Annotated in this window: 15 protein-coding genes; 2 read left to right on the top strand and 13 right to left on the bottom strand. The window is 47.4% G+C overall.

Annotated elements, in window-relative coordinates:
- Positions 1-14: 14 nt before the first annotated feature.
- The 3 genes from Q8K48_05375 to thyX are packed head-to-tail and all read right to left on the bottom strand — an operon-like array spanning position 15 to position 3,326.
- On the bottom strand, positions 15-1,697 hold the full coding sequence (locus Q8K48_05375) for a ribonuclease J (protein ID MDP1851829.1): 1,683 nt from the start codon (positions 1,695-1,697) through the stop codon (positions 15-17).
- A complete protein-coding gene (dapA, locus tag Q8K48_05370; GenBank protein ID MDP1851828.1) occupies positions 1,697-2,587 on the bottom strand; it encodes a 4-hydroxy-tetrahydrodipicolinate synthase in 891 nt (296 codons plus the stop codon). The genes Q8K48_05375 and dapA overlap by 1 nt, the downstream gene beginning before the upstream one ends.
- 19 nt (positions 2,588-2,606) lie before the next feature.
- Positions 2,607-3,326: an FAD-dependent thymidylate synthase gene (thyX, locus tag Q8K48_05365; GenBank protein ID MDP1851827.1), complete on the bottom strand. Its 720-nt coding sequence runs from the start codon at positions 3,324-3,326 to the stop codon at positions 2,607-2,609.
- Positions 3,327-3,385: 59 nt separating this feature from the next.
- Between thyX and Q8K48_05360 the strand changes: the two genes are divergently transcribed.
- Together Q8K48_05360 and Q8K48_05355 are read left to right on the top strand one after the other, a co-directional pair.
- Positions 3,386-4,048 (top strand): AzlC family ABC transporter permease, encoded by a 663-nt coding sequence (locus Q8K48_05360; GenBank protein ID MDP1851826.1) that lies wholly within the window; start codon positions 3,386-3,388, stop codon positions 4,046-4,048.
- A complete protein-coding gene (locus Q8K48_05355) occupies positions 4,045-4,353 on the top strand; it encodes an AzlD domain-containing protein (protein ID MDP1851825.1) in 309 nt (102 codons plus the stop codon). The genes Q8K48_05360 and Q8K48_05355 overlap by 4 nt, the downstream gene beginning before the upstream one ends.
- On the opposite strand, the gene Q8K48_05350 is transcribed toward Q8K48_05355, so the two are convergent.
- From Q8K48_05350 to infB, 10 genes are all read right to left on the bottom strand, one after another.
- Positions 4,350-4,607 carry a glutaredoxin domain-containing protein gene (locus Q8K48_05350; protein ID MDP1851824.1) on the bottom strand — a complete coding sequence of 86 codons (258 nt, stop codon included), beginning with the start codon at positions 4,605-4,607 and terminating at the stop codon, positions 4,350-4,352. The genes Q8K48_05355 and Q8K48_05350 overlap by 4 nt on opposite strands.
- A 14-nt stretch (positions 4,608-4,621) precedes the next feature.
- The gene (gene dapB, locus Q8K48_05345; protein ID MDP1851823.1) at positions 4,622-5,359 is read right to left on the bottom strand and encodes a 4-hydroxy-tetrahydrodipicolinate reductase; all 738 of its coding nucleotides are present in this window, start codon (positions 5,357-5,359) and stop codon (positions 4,622-4,624) included.
- The gene (locus Q8K48_05340; protein MDP1851822.1) at positions 5,356-6,630 is read right to left on the bottom strand and encodes a pitrilysin family protein; all 1,275 of its coding nucleotides are present in this window, start codon (positions 6,628-6,630) and stop codon (positions 5,356-5,358) included. Before Q8K48_05340 ends, dapB begins: the two co-directional genes overlap by 4 nt.
- Entirely contained in the window at positions 6,631-8,832 is a 2,202-nt protein-coding gene (locus Q8K48_05335; GenBank protein ID MDP1851821.1) for a polyribonucleotide nucleotidyltransferase, read from the bottom strand.
- 174 nt (positions 8,833-9,006) lie between these two features.
- Positions 9,007-9,276, bottom strand: a complete 270-nt coding sequence (gene rpsO / locus Q8K48_05330) for a 30S ribosomal protein S15 (protein ID MDP1851820.1) — start codon at positions 9,274-9,276, stop codon at positions 9,007-9,009.
- Between the two features lie 117 nt (positions 9,277-9,393).
- Positions 9,394-10,572 (bottom strand): acetyl-CoA C-acetyltransferase, encoded by a 1,179-nt coding sequence (locus Q8K48_05325; GenBank protein MDP1851819.1) that lies wholly within the window; start codon positions 10,570-10,572, stop codon positions 9,394-9,396.
- A gap of 66 nt (positions 10,573-10,638) precedes the next feature.
- Positions 10,639-11,511, bottom strand: coding sequence for a bifunctional riboflavin kinase/FAD synthetase (locus Q8K48_05320; GenBank protein MDP1851818.1), 873 nt, complete (start codon positions 11,509-11,511; stop codon positions 10,639-10,641).
- Between the two features lie 18 nt (positions 11,512-11,529).
- Positions 11,530-12,390, bottom strand: coding sequence for a tRNA pseudouridine(55) synthase TruB (truB, locus tag Q8K48_05315; protein ID MDP1851817.1), 861 nt, complete (start codon positions 12,388-12,390; stop codon positions 11,530-11,532).
- A 17-nt stretch (positions 12,391-12,407) separates the two neighbouring features.
- On the bottom strand, positions 12,408-12,842 hold the full coding sequence (gene rbfA, locus Q8K48_05310) for a 30S ribosome-binding factor RbfA (protein MDP1851816.1): 435 nt from the start codon (positions 12,840-12,842) through the stop codon (positions 12,408-12,410).
- A gap of 3 nt (positions 12,843-12,845) precedes the next feature.
- The gene (gene infB / locus Q8K48_05305) at positions 12,846-15,518 is read right to left on the bottom strand and encodes a translation initiation factor IF-2 (GenBank protein MDP1851815.1); all 2,673 of its coding nucleotides are present in this window, start codon (positions 15,516-15,518) and stop codon (positions 12,846-12,848) included.
- Positions 15,519-15,531 lie beyond the last annotated feature (13 nt).

Below are 15,531 nucleotides of genomic sequence, written 5' to 3'. Positions count from 1 at the left end.
TAGGCTCGCCGCGCTTACACTTCAATAACGACTGGGACAATCATTGGTTTTCTACGATGCTCTCCCCCAACCCAACCACCAACTGTTTTACGTACAATCTGGGATAATTGATGAGTTCCATTTATTCCATCTCTTGCTGCAGCCGCTAAAGCTTTTTCAATCTTCAATTTAACATCATCAAAGAGTGCCATATCTTCATTAAATCCACGGGCATGAATATCAGGTCCCGCAACGATTTTTCCATTTTGCGAATCAATCACAACTATGACGGAAATAAATCCTTCTTCACCTAGAATACGCCGATCTTTAAGTGAAGCCTCAGTTATATCACCGATACTTTGACCATCTACATAAACAAAACCACACGGCACTGCACCAACAACTGAAGCTTCGTGATTGACTAAATCTACAACAACTCCATTTTCAATTATTAAAGCGTTAGAAGCGGGCATTCCTACTGAAATCGCTAATTCGGCATTTGCCTTTAAGTGGCGCCACTCGCCATGTACAGGTATTACATATCTCGGTTTTACAATGTTGTAACAGTACAAAAGTTCGCCTGCTGCGGCATGACCAGAAACATGAACCATGGCATTTGCTTTATGGACAACTTTTGCACCGAACCGAGTAAGTTCATTAATGATTCTAAATACAGAGTTTTCATTCCCTGGGATTAGTGAAGAAGCCAAAATAACTGTATCGCCCTCACCAACTCGAATTTGATGATCTCCATTGGCCATTCGAGCCAGAGCGGCCATTGGTTCACCTTGCGAGCCTGTGCAGATGAGTACAACATTGTCGTCAAATGAATCAAGCTCCTTAACATCTATTAAAACTCCAGCAGGAATAGTTAAGTAGCCCATCTCCTGTGCAATTTTCATATTGCGAACCATGGATCGACCGATAAAAACAACTTTACGGCCATGCATTGACGAGATATCGATTACTTGTTGCACTCGGTGAACATGGGAGGAAAACGATGCAACAATAACTCGGCGCTTAGTTGAGGCAATAACTCGGTTGAGTGCAGGCATAATTTCACGTTCGGATGGAGTAAAGCCGGGAATATCAGCATTGGTCGAATCAACCATGAAAATATCCACGCCTTCTTCACCAAGTCGAGAGAAAGTTCGCAGATCAGTAATTCGACCATCCAATGGGAGCTGATCCATTTTGAAATCGCCCGTATGTAAAATCCGTCCAGCTCCTGTATTTATGACAACTGCGAGGGCATCTGGAATTGAGTGGTTAACGGCCACAAACTCGAGTTCAAATGGACCGATATCTTCATGTCCGCCTTCGCGTACTTCGCGCGTCAGTGGTGTGATGCGATGTTCTTTCAACTTAGCTGTAACGAGCGCCAAAGTTAGCGCAGATCCATAAATTGCAATATCGCCCCTCTCGCGAAGTAGATACGGAACCGCGCCAATGTGATCTTCGTGACCATGAGTTAAAAACAAACCTACAACATCATCTAAGCGATCTCGTATGTACGAAAAATCAGGCAAAATTAAATCTATGCCGGGCTGAGTATCTTCAGGAAATAAAACACCACAATCAACAATCAAGAGCTTGCCTTTAGTTTCAAAGACAGTCATGTTGCGACCAATTTCAGCAAGGCCGCCAAGGGCCACGATGCGCAATCCGCCATGTATTAACGCGGGAGGCAAACCTAAATCTGGATGTGGGTGATTCATTATTTAAGGAGAACGCCACCGGCGTTTAGATCATCGCGCAACTGCGCTATCTGCGCATCCGTTGCATCGACGAGTGGAAGACGAGTGTGTCCGCCAGGCAGACCCATCAGCGTAAGCGCTGCTTTAGTCATGATGGCACCTTGTGTGCGGAAAGTTCCGGTAAATACTGGCAAGAGTTTTTGATGAATCTCTAATGCACGTCCAGGGTTACCATCAAACCAAGCGTTGAGCATCGCTTTTAAATCCGCTCCAACAGTATGTCCACACACTGAAACAAAACCTACAGCGCCAACTGAAAGAAGTGGCAAATTCAAAATATCATCACCTGAATAGACCGGAATTCCACACCGTTTAATAACCCACGACGTTGCAGCTACATTTCCTTTTGCATCTTTGAGGGCAACAATCGATGGATGCTCGAAAAGTTCAACGATCGTGTCGGATTCAATTTCAACTCCAGTTCGCCCTGGAATGTCATAGAGCATCATTGGCAGACCAGTGGCATTTGCCATCGCTAAGAAATGCGCCTTTATACCGGCTTGTGGGGGTCTATTGTAATAAGGCGTCACCACCAAGATGCCATCGGCACCTGCCGCCTCAGAACGTTTGGCTTGGTTAATTGAATAGTCGGTCTCATTATCACCTGCACCAGAGACGACTTTGATATTCGTGCCAACTACTCGTTTTACGGTTTTAATTATCTCCTCTTTTTCAGAGGATTTAGTAGTAGGTGCCTCTCCAGTTGTCCCATTCACAACGATTCCGTCATGACCGATATTAACTAAGTGATTGGCAATTGTTTCTATGCCATTCCAATCAATGCTTCCATCCTTTTTAAAGGGAGTGACCATTGCAGTCAACATTCGACCAAAAGGTGCAGGCGTACTCATACCGCTAACTCTACCCGTTTTAAGGCGCGATACGTCCAGATTTTTCAAAAGCGCCGTGTGTTAATGGCATTAAACGTGCGAACTCGGCCTCCATTTTCTCAGCTACCATCTCAATTTCACGCTGTGGATAGCTTGGAAAGTGCGAGCCTTCGCGGGAAGTACGTAGTGATAAAAAATTCATTAATGCGCGTGCATTCATAGTCACATACATAGAAGAGTACGTTGCAACAGGTAAAACTACACGTGCAACTTCACGTGCAATACCCGCATCGAGCATTTTCTGATAACTTTCATAGGCAACAACATAAGCAGCCTTCATTGCACTAATTGAAAGTTCAAACTGCTCTTGTGTGCCATCTTCAAATGTATAAGCACCAGTTTTGCCAACTTGTAAGAGTTTGCGCGATTTAGATGGGATATAGAAAACCGGTTTTAATTCCCGGTAGCGACCGCTTTCTTCATTATAAGAAGCGATGCGATGGCGCATGAATTCTCGAAAGACAAAAATTGGGGCAGAGACAAAAAAGGTCATTGATGTATGTTCGAAGGGAGATCCGTGACGTTCGCGAGCTAAATAATTGATCAATCCAGCCGACCTTGATGGATCTTCGCCAATCTCCTCCATCGACTGTTCGCCGGCCGTTGACACACGTGCAGCCCAAATCACATCTGCATCGCTAGCGCTCGATTTCACGAGCTCTACTGTCACGTCGTCACGGTAAATAATCTCTTCGGCCATAGCGTGACCCTATCCCCGCCCGCCTTGGTGGCTTTGGATTTCTACGGCAGACTGTCCGCGTGTCCAGAGTTGAAGCCATCACACTTCGCGATTCTTTGAGCGTATCCCTGACAGTTGGTGCCTACGGCATTGCTTTTGGGGCGGCCTCGGTTGCTAATGGTTTTTCAGTTGTGCAGAGTTGTCTTTTATCGCTCTTAACATTTTCAGGTGCATCTCAATTTGCAGCAATTGGAGTAATTGGCGCGGGAGGTAGCGCACTGAGTGCAGTCGTTTCAGCATCTTTACTCGGAGTACGTAACGGCTTGTATGGAGTGATTATGGCGCCTCGATTAAAAGTTAGGGGCTTCAAACGAATTATCGCAGCACAATTAACTATAGATGAATCAACGGCCGTTGCACTTGGCGCTGAAAAACGCGGCCCTGATGCCATGCGACATGGATTTTGGTTAACGGGTTTTGGTGTCTTCTTTTTTTGGAATCTCTTTACATTACTCGGTGCTCTCAGCGCTCAAGCAATGGGTGATACTCGAGCGTGGGGTCTGGACTCGGCTGTGCCAGCGGCTTTTTTAGGTTTAGTCTGGCCGCGACTTGAAAATAATAGAGACAGAGCCCTTGCGGTTGGATCGGTTGTGTTTGCTTTGGCGATGACACCTATTTTACCTGCAGGTCTTCCCATTATCGCTTCGGCTTTTATCGCTATTGCAGTTGGTCTGCGCCCATGAATACTTTCTGGCTAGCAACTATCGGGACAAGTGTTATTGCCTTTGCTTTGAAACTATCTGGGCACTCTATTCCTGCGCATTGGCTGGAGCATCCAACAATTGCGCGCATCAACGCACTGATTCCAATCGCATTACTGAGTGCACTGGTGGGTGTACAAACTTTTACCGAAAAAAATAAGATCTTAATTGATCACCGATTCGCCGGAGTGAGTGTCGCGGTCATTGCATTGCTACTAAAAGCGCCATTTCCAATCGTTGTCTTAACCTCGGCTATTACATCGGCGGCAATTTATAACTGGTTTTAGATAATACCCAACTCGCTAAGTTTTGCCTTTAAATCGATATCTGAAGGCTCGGTCAAATGCGTGCCATCGGCAAAAACAATGACTGGGATGGATTGTGCGCCACCGTTAATTTCCCGAACTTTGTCGGCAGCTACCTGATCATTTTCGACATCAATGAGTGTGAAGGCGACATCGAGTTCATCCATCAATCGCTTTGAGCGGCGGCAATCGGCGCACCAATCGGCGCTGTACATGGTGATCTGGCTTTGTGTCATGAGTATGAATCCCTTTACATTAATTTGTCGAGGCCATGAGTTAACCCCGGACGTGTGATTACGCTGCGAATTCCTAGCAATACTCCCGGCATAAAACCTGCGCGATCGATTGAATCATGGCGAATCGTTAACGTCTCACCTAATCCACCAAAAATTACCTCTTGATGTGCAACTAATCCGCGTGCGCGAACCGAATGAATTGGAACATCACCGACCTTTGATCCTCGTGCACCCTCTAGCGCTGAACTTGTCGCATCCGGCATTGCGGGCAATCCAGCGTCATTTCGAGCCTGGCTCATTAACTGCGCCGTGCGAGTTGCTGTCCCACTGGGTGCATCCACTTTATCTGGGTGGTGAAGTTCGATTATTTCTGCCGACTCAAAGTACCGTGCCGCTTTAGTTGCAAACTCCATCATAAGTACCGCACCGATTGCAAAGTTAGGTGCAATTAATACTCCAACTGATGGATTCTCTTTTAGCCAACCATTAACAATCGCAAGCTTGATATCATCAAAACCCGTAGTCCCAACCACAACGTTAATTCCATTATTAATCAAGAACTCTAAGTTTCCCATAACTGCATCAGGAGTCGTAAAGTCCACCACGACTTGAGTTCCAGAGCCAATCAACTGCTCTAAAGAATCACCGATATCAAGGGTGGCAATGAGAGACATTCCCGCTTCGGTTTCCACGGCATTAACAACTTCAGCGCCCATGCGTCCTTTTGCACCTAAAACAGAAACGTTTATCATCTCAATACCTTCTCAAATTTAGCGCTACTTTTGAATGGTCCGACAAGCGCAAGCGTAGGCGTTTTAGTGAGAAAGGCAGATGCAATTTCGCGAATGTCACTCTCATTAACTTTTGAGACCGCCTTCAAAATTCCATCAAAGCCCATGACATGGCCATAAACGATCTCATTTTTACCGATGCGGCTCATGCGAGAGCCTGAATCCTCTTGGCTCAAGACCAGCGAACCCCGTACCGCACCCTTCGCACGTTCAATCTCTTCATGGTTCATTCCATTGTCAGCCACATCGGCGAGGACTTCACGGATGATCTCCAAAACTTCAATCGCCTTGGCTGGTTTGCATCCTGCATAAAAACCTATTTGACCACTACCTGCAAATTGTTGGGCGTAGGCATAAACAGAGTAAGCAAGACCGCGCTTTTCGCGGATCTCTTGAAATAAACGTGATGACATTCCGCCGCCGAGAGCCGATGCCAAGATTCCCATCGCAAAACGTCGATCATCGTGACGGGCTACGCCTTCCATGCCATAAAACATGTGCGCTTGCTCGGTCGTGCGAGAGATGAGACCAACTGATTTTTGCGGACTCTTCTTAATGGCTGAATTAGAGCGAATTACTGGTGCGCCGGTTACATCTAGGAATCCATCTACTGAAAGCGCAGCTTCAACCATATCCACAACTTTTTTATGTTTGATGTTTCCAGCAACTGCCACCACTAAATCTTGAGGCAGGTAGCGCTTCTTGTAATAATTAAAAACGTTTTTGCGCGACATTGTATTAATTGACTCGACTGTGCCAAGGATAGGTCGACCTAATTGAGTATCACCGTAATATGTTTCTGCATATAAATCATGAACTAAATCACTTGGATCATCATCGCGCATCGCAATCTCTTCTAAAACAACCTTGCGTTCGGCATCAACATCTAGAGCAGTAACAAGTGACGATGTAATTAAATCCGAGATTACATCGATAGCCATCGGTAAATCTGTATCGATGACGCGTGCGTAAAAGCAGGTGTACTCCTTAGACGTAAAAGCGTTCATCTCTCCACCAACGGATTCGATAGATGATGAAATCTCTAGCGCGGTTCGGCGAGTTGTACCTTTAAACAATAAGTGTTCGAGAAAGTGAGAAGCCCCAGCAACAGCCGGGGTTTCATCCCTTGAACCAACATTTACCCAGATACCGATCGCGGCGCTGCGTACCGAAGAGACCTCTTCAGTAACGATACGCAGACCGCTAGGCAAAACTGTACGACGTACACTCATTTATTGCGCAGCGCCCGGAGTTCCATCTTCAAAGACTGGGACCAAAGATAATTTGCCCTTTGGATCAATCTCGCCAATTTCAACTTGAATCTTGTCGCCAACCTTCATGACCTCTTCCAAATTTTCAATGCGCTTTCCACCATGCATCTTGCGAATCTGGGATACATGCAGGAGACCATCTTTGCCTGGCATCAATGAGATGAAGGCACCAAAGGCGGCCATCTTTACGACCGTACCTAAGTAACGCTCGCCAACTTCTGGCATCTGTGGGTTAGCAATCGCATTAATCTGTGCACGTGCAGCTTCGGCCGATGGGCCATCTACTGCGCCGATGTAAATCGTTCCATCATCTTCTATAGAGATATCTGCGCCAGTTTCATCTTGAATCTGATTAATAATCTTGCCCTTAGGTCCGATTACTGCACCGATCTGATCAACTGGAATCTTGACTGAGATAATACGTGGAGCAAACGGGCTCATCTCATCTGGGCCATCGATTGCTTCATTCATTACATCAAGGATTGCAAGTCGTGCCTCTTTAGCTTGAAGAAGTGCACCGGCAAGAACTGATGCTGGAATTCCATCGAGCTTAGTATCTAACTGCAAAGCAGTAACAAAGTCTTTAGTTCCGGCAACTTTGAAGTCCATATCACCGAATGCATCTTCTGCTCCGAGAATATCGGTCAGGGCAACGTACTCAACTTTCCCATCGACGGTATCAGAGATTAGACCCATTGCAATACCTGCAACTGGTGCGCGCAATGGAACACCTGCGTTATACAAAGCAAGTGTTGATGCACAGACCGAGCCCATCGATGTTGAACCATTTGAACCAAGAGCTTCAGAGACCTGACGGATTGCGTAAGGGAACTCTTCACGTGTTGGAAGAACTGGAATCAATGCGCGCTCTGCGAGTGCTCCGTGTCCGATTTCGCGGCGCTTAGGAGTGCCAACACGACCAGTCTCACCAGTTGAATATGGTGGGAAGTTGTAGTTGTGCATGTAACGCTTGTGGTTTTCTGGATTCAATGTATCTAACTGCTGCTCCATTTTGAGCATATTAAGCGTTGTGATTCCAAGAATCTGTGTCTCGCCACGTTCAAATATTGCTGAACCGTGAACGCGAGGAATAACTTCGACCTCAGCTGAGAGCGCACGAATATCGCGAAGTCCGCGACCATCGATGCGAATCTTGTCGCGAAGAACGCGTTGACGAACAAGCTTCTTTGTTAGCGAACGGAAAGCCGCTGGAACTTCCTTTTCACGACCAACAAAGGCTGCTCCAACGCTTTCTTTCGTAGATGCGCTAATCTCATCGATCTTTGTTTCGCGCTCTTGCTTACCTGAAATAGTAAGTGCCTTAGCAAGATCTGATCCAGCTGCAGCTTCAACGGCGGCAAAGACATCATCTTGGTAATCAAGGAATACTGGGAACTCAGCAGTTGGCTTTGCAGCCACCTTTGCAAGTTTGGCCTGTGCATCACAGAGAATCTTGATAAATGGCTTTGCAGCATCTAACCCCTGTGCAACTACTTCTTCATTAGGTGTTGGCGCTCCACCTGCAATGAGCTCGATCGTCCTTGTTGTCGCTTCCGCTTCAACCATCATGATCGCAACATCGCCATCGCTGATGCGCCCGGCAACAACCATGTCAAAGACTGCGTTTGCAACCTGTGAGTGGTTAGGGAATGCAACCCACTGGCCATCAATCAAAGCAACGCGTACGCCACCGATTGGACCTGAGAAAGGCAGACCTGCAAGTTGTGTTGACATCGATGCAGCGTTAATAGCAATAACGTCATACATATGATCAGGATCGAGTGCCATAACAGTCACAACGATCTGAACTTCATTGCGAAGTCCCTTAACAAATGATGGACGTAATGGACGATCGATTAAACGGCAGGTAAGAATCGCATCCTCTGATGGACGGCCTTCACGACGAAAGAACGATCCTGGAATACGACCAACTGCATACATCTTCTCTTCAACATCAACTGTTAAAGGAAAGAAATCAAATTGATCCTTTGGTGTCTTTGATGCAGTTGTTGCCGAGAAGATCATTGTCTGATCATCTAGAAATACTGCTGCAGCTCCCGCTGCTTGGCGCGCTAGGCGACCTGTTTCAAAACGAATCTCTCGTTTTCCGAACTTTCCGTTATCAATTACTGCAACGGCTGATTGAACCTCTTGACCCTCCATGGGTCCTCCTTTAGTTATCTTGAGACAGCTGCATGCAACTATCTCGGTTTCGGGCCACCTCACCGAATGAAAACAATGAATCTCCGATCGAAGTTCACGCACGCCTACATAGGGCTCTTGCGGAAACCACTACCGAGGACCATTGATCCTCAAGTGGGTGGATCTTTCTTTTATTTAGCGGCGAATACCGAGCTTTTCGATAATCGCACGGTAGCGATTGATATCTGTCTTTGCGAGATACTGAAGAATTCGACGTCGACGTCCAACTAATAACAAAAGGCCACGACGGTTGTGGTGGTCATGTGGGTTGGTCTTTAGGTGTGTGGTGATCTCTTCAATGCGCTTGGATAGCAAAGCGACCTGGGTCTCAGGACTTCCCGTATCAGTAGGAGTCGAGCCGTACTGTGCGACGATTGCTGCTGTTGCATCTGGTTTTAGTGCCATGTGGTTGTGCTCCTATGTATCTGATGATTACGGGGTTTTCCGGTGTACCTCACGGAAAATCGCTTTCTCGTTGGATGCATAGGTTACCAGCGGGGCTGTGGATACGTGAAATCGAGGCTAACGCTTCAAAATTAGCGCATCTCCTTGGCCACCGCCGCCACAGAGGGCAGCAACCCCGTACCCACTGCCCTTTTTCTTAAGTTGCAGAGCGATATGTAAAGCCAGTCTGGCCCCTGACATACCTAGAGGATGTCCGACTGCAATGGCACCTCCGTGAATGTTTACTGCAGAAAGGTCGAGGCCTAACGCATCCGCTGAGGCAATTCCAATGGCCGCAAATGCTTCATTAATTTCAATAAAATCAAATTGCTTTATCCCTATCCCTTCTTTTCTTGCCGCCTCTTTAATTGCATTTGAAGGCTGCTCGTGAAGTGCGGCATCTGGTCCGGCCACCATTCCCTGCGCACCAATTTCGCAGAGCCAATCGATTCCAAGTTCGATGGCTTTTTCCTTCGACATTACAACAACTGCTGCTGCACCATCTGAAATCTGCGAAGACGACCCTGCAGTGATAGTTCCCCCATGCGAAAAAACTGGTTTGAGTGCTGCAAGTGTTTCCAGCGAAACCTCTGGACGAACTCCCTCATCGGAAGTGAAAAGAGTGATATTTCCCTTTCGATCAATGATCTCTACTGGAACTATTTCATCTTTAAAGATGCCCTCGGATTGCGCCTTCGCGGCGCGAAAATGAGATTGATAAGCAAATTCATCTTGCATTTGCCGGGTCAATGTATATCGTGAATTATATTTCTCAGTGGCCTCACCCACGCCCATTTGATCGATACTACAGAAAAGCCCATCAAAGATCATTGAATCATTCAAAATGGCATCACCAAGTTTGAAACCTGTACGGGAGTTCATTAATAAATGCGGTGCATTGCTCATTGATTCCATGCCACCTGCAACGATTACGTCATATTCGTTTGCACGAATGAGTTGATCGGCCAGCGCAATTGCATTTAACCCAGAGAGGCAGAGCTTATTAATTACTATTGAAGGAACATCCAAAGGTATGCCGGCTTTTATTGCCGCTTGGCGTGCTGGACCCTGTCCCGCTCCTGCCTGTAGTACCTGTCCCATAATCAGATATTGAACTTGATCTGGTGCAATACCTGCGCGCTCTATCGCAGCTTTTATTGCCAGTCCACCCAAGTCGGTTGCGCTTAGGTTCTTTAGTGCACCATTAAATCGGCCAATCGGAGTCCGTGCGCCAGCCACGATTACTGAAGTTTTCATACCAATACATTAGTCATAAAATCAACTGCCGAACCGGTTCTAAATACTGACCCTGGCGAGTATCTCTTAGAGCTCGGTTAACTCGCGGGCCTTCGCGCAGTCTTTGGCCATTTGAACGAGCAAGGGCTCAAGCCCATCAAAGGTCAACGTATCTCGAAGGCGCCAACCGAACTCAATCGTGGCCGCCTTTGTATAGAGATCTAATCCCACTTGATCCAGAGCATAGGCCTCGACTTGACGCCCACGAATACCGGCAAAAGTTGGATTAGTGCCGATTGAAATCGCTGCGGGCCAGCGATCTATCCCAACGGTTAACCAGCCTGCATACACTCCATCGGCTGGAATTGTTTGGTGCTCAAGATCGCCCAGATTTGCCGTCGGATATCCAATTTCACGGCCGCGCTTTTCACCGTGGACAACGATCCCATCTAAGCGGTGTGGGCGAGTTAGAAGTTCGCGAGCTTTTTCAACATTTCCTTCAACGATGAGTTTTCTGATGCGAGTAGAAGAGACAACTTCTCCATCATCCGGTGCTAAATCTAAAACGATAGTCTCAAACTCCGAGTGAGCCTTCAATGTCTCAATATTTCCGGCAGCTTTATGACCGTACGTAAAGTTTTTTCCGACAACAACGGTAGTTGCATGTAACTGCTGAACAAGGATTTTATTAACAAAATCCTCTGGAACCATTGAGGCAAACTCTGGCGTGAACTTCATAACCGCAACTTGATCGGCATTGTGAATCTTTAAAAGCTCTATCCGGTCGGTGAGAATTGTTAACAACGTTGGTGCCCGTTCTGGTGCAAAAACGCTGACTGGATGGGGATCAAAAGTAAGAGCTATTATTTTTTCGTCCCCTGCAATTGCCTTAGCGCGATTGAGCACATCTTGATGTCCCTTATGGACTCCGTCAAATACTCCGATTACGACAACGCTCATTGGATTATTATTACCTAGTTAATTCGCTGCCGCGAACACTGCAATTGGTTTAGCTAAACCATCTTTATTGGCCAGCAGTGCAATCAAATCATTGTTGCCGCTCATGGCGGCATAAATTTCATCCGTTGGATTAGCCGATAATGGACGACCGAATGAGAGCTCTTGCCGCTCATCTAACGCTAACTCTCGAACTACAAAAACTGTACGTGCAACGTCAGCCAGAGCAAGTGTCCTGAACTCACCACGCTTTAACTGCTCCAATGAAGCCGCACCTTCAAGTGTAAATCCAGCAACTCTGCTTCGGCGAAGTGATGATAAATGCCCACCAACGTTCAACGCAATCCCGCAATCTCGAGCAATCGCACGGATGTAAGTTCCGGCAGAACATGTCACTTCGATATCGATTTCAATTGTCGCTTCTAAATGACGAATAACCAGAATATCGAGTTGGGAGATCGTGACTTGGCGCGATGTAAGTTCGACGATTTCACCTGCCCGAACGCGATCGTATGCTCGTTCACCATCGACTTTTACCGCTGAAACCGAACTAGGACGCTGCATGATGACCCCGCGCATTTTTGCTAGCTCAACTTCAATCTGGAAATCAGTAATCTGCGAGACATCACTGCGAGAAATAATTTGGCCATCTGCATCATCACTCACTGTTGCGATGCCTAGAACTACTGTTGCTTGATACGTCTTATCTCCATCGGTGATGTACTGCAATAAACGAGTTCCATTGTTAAAACCAAGTACCAAAATGCCTGTCGCCATTGGATCCAATGTGCCGGCATGGCCAACTTTTTTTGTCCCCAGTGCACGGCGGGCCACGGCAACAACGTCATGACTTGTCATTCCTGGCTCTTTATCTACAACCAGAAAGCCGTGCTCGATGATTACTCCGACTCGATTATGCGTGGAGCTTTATAAGGATCTTCTCCCCCGGCATACGTTGCGTTTTTACGCAGGGCAGCAACTTCGGCATCTTGTTCATGAACACGAGCAAGCAGGGAATCAAGGGCTTTAGCGCTCTCCGGAAGGCCATCTTCAAAGAACTCAATGGATGGAGTAATTCGCAGACCCAGTTCGCGGCCCAAGGCCGAACGAATCGCGCCCTTTGCACTCTCTAACGCTGCCGCAGTTGATGCTCGGGCATCATCATCGCCTAGAACTGTATAAAAAACCGAGGCCATTTGTAAATCACCAGTGACTCGCGCATCAGTGACAGTGACAAAGCCAAGACGTGGATCTTTAATCTTAGTTTCGAGCAGTTGTGCCACTACCACTTTGATGCGGTCGGCAACTTTTAATGTACGGTGTGATGGGTTCATTTTTTATACCCTCTTTTTCTCGCGCATCTCAAATACCTGAATCATGTCTCCCACGGCAATTTCCTTCATATTGCCAAGGCCAATTCCGCACTCGAAGCCCTCTTTAACTTCAGTTGCATCATCTTTAAATCGCTTGAGTGAATCGATAGTCAGATCATCAACAAGTACTTTGTCACCTCGCAGAATGCGCGCTTTGGCATTACGCCTGATGATTCCATCTTTAACGATCGATCCAGCAATGTTTCCGGCCTTAGAGGATTTGAAGATCTCTCGAACTTCAGCATTACCCACAACGAACTCCTCGTAGATCGGCTTGAGCAGACCCTTGAGTGAGAGTTCGACATCATCGATTGCTTGATAAATAACGGAGTAGAAGCGAACTTCAACGCCCTCTTGATCGGCGAAAATTGCAGTCTGAGGTTCGGGTTTAACATTAAAGCCAATCACAACTGCGGTCGATGCCGATGCCAACGTAATATCGCTCTTCGTAATCGCACCTACACCGCGGTGAATAACGCGAAGATCGACTTCGTCGCCAACATCCAGGGCCATAAGCGCCTCTTCGAGAGCTTCAACAGATCCGCTTACGTCACCCTTGAGGATTAAGTTAAGCGTAGAAACCTTGGACTGCTCCATGAAGTCTTCAAGAGATACCTTCTTGCGCGCCTTTGCAAGTTGAGCATTTCGCTCTGCCGCTTGGCGCTTTTCAGCGATTTGTCGCGCAGTGCGATCTTCATCGGCTACTAAGAATGTATCTCCTGCACTTGGCACTGATGTAAATCCAAGGACTTGAACTGGGCGAGACGGACCGGCAGTTAAAACGTTGTCGCCGTTCTCATCAAGCATTGCACGCACGCGTCCAAAGGCACCACCGGCAACGATTGCATCACCAATCTTTAATGTTCCGCGCTGAACCAGCACTGTCGTAACGGGGCCTCGGCCACGATCTAAGTGGGCTTCGATGGCCACACCACGCGCACTATCTTCGGCAATTGCCCGAAGATCAATGGCTGCATCGGCTGTCAAGAGAATTGACTCTATTAACGCATCGACTCCTAGACCAGATTTTGCCGAGACGTTAACGAAGATTGTCTCTCCACCATACTCTTCAGCGATTAAATTGTATTCCGTTAATTGTTGGCGAACTTTGTCGGCGTTAGCGCCTTCTTTATCCATCTTGTTTACGGCCACAACGATTGGAACATCGGCGGCTTGTGCATGGTTTAATGCCTCAATTGTCTGCGGCATAATTCCATCATCTGCAGCAACTACAAGCACTGCGATGTCAGTTACCTTGGCACCACGTGCACGCATCGCAGTAAATGCCTCGTGACCTGGTGTATCGATAAATGTAATCGCGCGATTAGTGCCGTTGTGGTCATGGTGAATTTGATATGCGCCGATGTGCTGTGTGATTCCACCAGCTTCGGATTTCATAACTTCACTCTTTCGAATTGCATCCAGAAGCGAGGTTTTACCATGGTCAACGTGACCCATGACAGTGACAACGGGTGGACGCGCAACAAGCATCTCTGGATCAAGTTCTGCGAGCTCGTCAGCTAAGTCAATATCAAAGCCTTGTAGAAGCTCACGATCCTCATCCTCTGGACTAACAATCTGGATTACATAACCAAGTTGTACGCCGAGAATTTCAAATGTATCTGCATCGACGGATTGCGTCGCAGTAACCATTTCACCTAAGTGAAAGAGTGCTGAAACTAGCGCTGCTGGATCTGCACCAATCTTGTCGGCGAAGTCGGCCAATGAAGATCCACGTCGCATACGAATCGGAGTTTTTCCATCGCCGTGAGGAATAACAGCGCCACCGAGTTGTGGCGCCTGCATATTGTCGAACTCATCGCGCAACGCCTTTCGTGACTTAGTTTTGCGACCTGATTTCTTGCTTGCATTTTTACCAAATGCTCCACCTGCACCGCCTCGTTGAGGTGGACGACCGCCACCTGGACGAGTTGGAGCGCCAGTTGTCGGCGCACCTGCAGGACCATTGCTCTTATAAGGAGTTCCAGTAGATGGTGCACTACCTGTACGTGGTGGAAAACCCGCACCTGCCGGTGGACGTTGACCTGGTGGACGAGCAGCAAAACCGGGGCGTACTGAACCTGGACGCGCACCTGCCATGCCTGGACGGGGCGCTCCCATTGGGCGTTGTGGTGGACGTGGAACTGCGCCTCCAGTTGAAAATGGATTGTTACCTGGACGCGGTGGACGCGGCACTGCAGAAATGCCAGATGAGAATGGATTATTTCCTGGACGTGGCGCTGGCTTTGGTAGATCAACTGCCGGGACATCCTCTAGAGCGCGCACTGCCTCGGCCTTTGCATGAAGTTCGGCCTTATGTAGTTCGGCACGCGCTGCTTCAGCTTTTATCGCCGCCAAATCGACGCCGAGTTCAGCGGCTAACTCAGCTGCCTGTTCAGCACTGACTTCATCCTTTGGTTTAGCTGCAGTTTTTTTCGCGGCAGCTTTCTTTACCGGCTTTTTTTCATCAAGTGGTTTAGCATCGGGAAACATTTCGACAAGTTTTCGCACAACTGGTGCTTCTACCGTCGATGATGCTGATTTTACAAACTCTCCCATATCTTGGAGTTTTGCAAGAACTTCCTTGCTCTCCATACCGAGTTGTTTTGCTAACTCGTGTACACGGACCTTTGACACATTTTCCCCTGTC

The organism is Candidatus Planktophila sp. (assembly GCA_030681675.1).
In the GTDB taxonomy this organism is placed as follows: Bacteria; Actinomycetota; Actinomycetes; order Nanopelagicales; family Nanopelagicaceae; genus Planktophila.
The sequence above is the reverse complement of the archived record's forward strand: the minus strand, read 5'-3'. Positions and strand labels throughout refer to the sequence as shown.